Genomic DNA, 2,674 nt, shown 5'->3' on the forward strand with positions numbered 1-2,674 from the left:
TCTCAGCATCGCGCAGAACCTGATGCTGCCGAAAATGCCCAGAGGCATGCTCGGCCTCGCTTCACACAGCGCGGCCATGGCCTGCGCCGGCAAGACCCTGCAGGACTACGGTCTCGCGCATTTCGATCCGGACGCGTCGGTCGGTGTGCTCTCATTGTCGGATCGTCAGCGGCTCGAAATCGTCCGTGCCTTCAGCCATGCGTCGAAACTGCTGATCCTGGACGAGCCGACGGCAGCGCTGGCCGACGTCGAATGGCTGTTCGATCTCGTGCGCCGGCAAAAGACTCTGCAGACCGCCATCCTCTACATTTCCCATCGCCTCGGCGAAGTGCGTACTTTGTGCTCACGCGCCACCATCCTGCGCAACGGCCGCAGCATCGGCACCGTCGAGCTTTCGGGCGCCTCGGATGACAACATCTTCGAGATGATGGTGGGCCGCAGCGCGCGTCAAACGATCAACGCGTTGCCGGCAGCCGGTGACGGCGCGCCCATCGCGCTCTGCATCAAGAGCCTCTCGGGCGGCATCCTGAACGATGTATCGTTCAATGTCAGGCGCGGCGAGATCGTCGGCATTGCCGCGCTCGAAGGGCAGGGCCAGCGCGACCTGTTCAGGACGCTGATCGGTCTTGGCAAGGCGAAGGGCGGAAGCATCGAAATCGACGGCGTGGGCGCACAGATCGGCAGCCCGAGCGCCGCGCTCCAGTGTGGTAACGGCCTTGCCTACCTGCCTGAGGATCGCAAGTCGGAGGGCATCCTCGCCGGCCTTACCACCGCCAGCAACATGGTGCTGCCGATCATCTCCCGCATCGCGCAGGGCGGCATCGTCTGGCCGGCCGTCGAGCGCCGCGCCGCGCAAGAAACAGCCAAGGCGGTCGACCTGCAGGAGCGCTACCTGCATTTCAAGATCGAGGAGCTTTCCGGCGGCAACCAGCAAAAGGCCCTTCTGGCGCGCGTCATCATGACCGGCGCGCGCACTTTGCTGCTCTTCGATCCGACGCGCGGGGTCGATGTCGGAACCAAACAGTCGATCTACGAGGCGATCCGCAAGTTCACCGCCGATGGTGGTTCGGTGCTGTTTTATTCGTCCGAACTGCCGGAACTGGTCCACCTCGCGCATCGTTGCATTGTGCTCTATGGCGGCCGCATCTTCGCCGAATACCAGGGCGAGGCTATCGACGAGCAGGCCATTGTCGGCGCGCTGATCGGCCATGCCCGGGGCACGATGAAGGGGGTGGCCGCATGAGCGCGATCTCGGCAAGTCCCGCGCCGCGCCGCTCGGTTTTCCGGCGCGCCGTCGTCAGCGGCACCGGCATCGTCGCACTGATCTACATTCTGCTCTACGCGCTCTATGCGTTCTGGCAGCCCGATGCGCTGTCGGTCTATACGTTCACCGACCTCGTCAACAATTCGACGCCGCTGGCACTAGCGGCTGCGGGCGAGACGCTGGTCGTCATCAGCCGCGGCTTTGACTTGTCCGTCGCCGGCGTCGTCTCGCTGACCAACGTGCTGATGGCCGTCTATCCGCTCGATGGCCCCGGTGGAGCTTTGGTCAGCCTGCTGATGTGCTGCGCGATCGGAGCCTTCGTCGGCTTGATCAACGGCATTCTGGTTGCCAGGATCGGACTCCAGACCATCGCGGCGACACTCGGCACGATGATCATTTGCCAGGGACTGGCGCTCGTCATTCTCGACGCGCCCGGCGGCATGATCGCCGACTTCGTCAGCTACACCCTGACCGACACGCTTTTCGGCGCCGTTCCGACTGCCGGCCTGTTCCTGGTTGCCGTCGTCTTGCTGTGGCTGGCCTTCCGGCGAACCAACACCGGCATCGGCCTTTATGCGATTGGCGCCGACGAACAGTCGGCCCGCTTCTCCGGCGTGGCTGTCTCAGGCGTCCGCATCACCGCCTTCATCGGTGCGGGCATGCTCTACGGTGTCGCCGGCTTCATGCTGAGCGCTCAGACCGCGACCGGCAATCCGACGGCGGGCACGCCATTCCTGATGCTTACCTTTGCCGCTGTGGCGCTCGGCGGCACCCCGCTCAGCGGTGGCCGCGGCAGCCTCGTCGGATCGATCCTCGGTGCCGGCACGCTCATGCTTTTGCAGAAGGTGCTGTTCTCGGGCGGGGTCTCGTCTTTCTACACCGGTATCTTCCAAGGCTTGGTACTGGTGCTTGCGATCGTTTTCGGCAACGCGGTGGCGCGTCTGCTCAAGAAGGACGAAGTCCAGTGAACGCGCATAAGGACGTAGCGATGCCTTTCGATGCCTCTTCCGACCAGCGCGGCAGGCAGAAACTCGACCGGGAAACGGTGAACACGCTTGTCGTGTTCGGGCTGAGCATCGTGCTCGTGTTGTGCTCGCGCTTCATCAGCCCGGCGCTCGGCTCCTGGAGCCAGGTGCTCACGGTGCTGATCCTTGCGTCCTTCCTGATCATCCTTTCCTTCGGGCAAGGGCTTGTCATCCTGGTCGGCGGACTGGATCTGTCGATCCCTGCCCTCATCACGCTCGGCGGCGTCCTGACGACGACCTGGATCGGCACGGGCAACGCCGGCATCTGGTACATGCTGCCGGCCATTCTGGTCATCTGCGCGCTCGTCGGCGCGGTGAGCGGCATCGGCATCGTCTGGCTGAAGGTGCCGCCATTCATTATGACGATGGCGACGTCGATCTTCGT

Annotated in this window: 2 protein-coding genes and 1 pseudogene; all 3 read left to right on the plus strand. The window is 64.0% G+C overall.

Translation table 11 applies throughout. From position 1 onward, the window contains the following. Positions 1 to 1,243 (plus strand): sugar ABC transporter ATP-binding protein (locus EN991_RS31410; RefSeq protein WP_164769500.1); only part of this gene is annotated, 1,243 nt, incomplete at its 5' end. Then, a complete protein-coding gene (locus tag EN991_RS31415) occupies positions 1,240 to 2,232 on the plus strand; it encodes an ABC transporter permease (RefSeq protein ID WP_127370204.1) in 993 nt (330 codons plus the stop codon). The genes EN991_RS31410 and EN991_RS31415, both read left to right, overlap by 4 nt. Further along, positions 2,229 to 2,674 (plus strand): annotated as a pseudogene (locus EN991_RS31420) (hypothetical protein); the annotation flags it as partial. The gene EN991_RS31415 and the pseudogene EN991_RS31420, both read left to right, overlap by 4 nt.

This window comes from Mesorhizobium sp. M7A.F.Ca.US.005.03.2.1, assembly GCF_003997795.1.
GTDB lineage: Bacteria > Pseudomonadota > Alphaproteobacteria > Rhizobiales > Rhizobiaceae > Mesorhizobium > Mesorhizobium ciceri.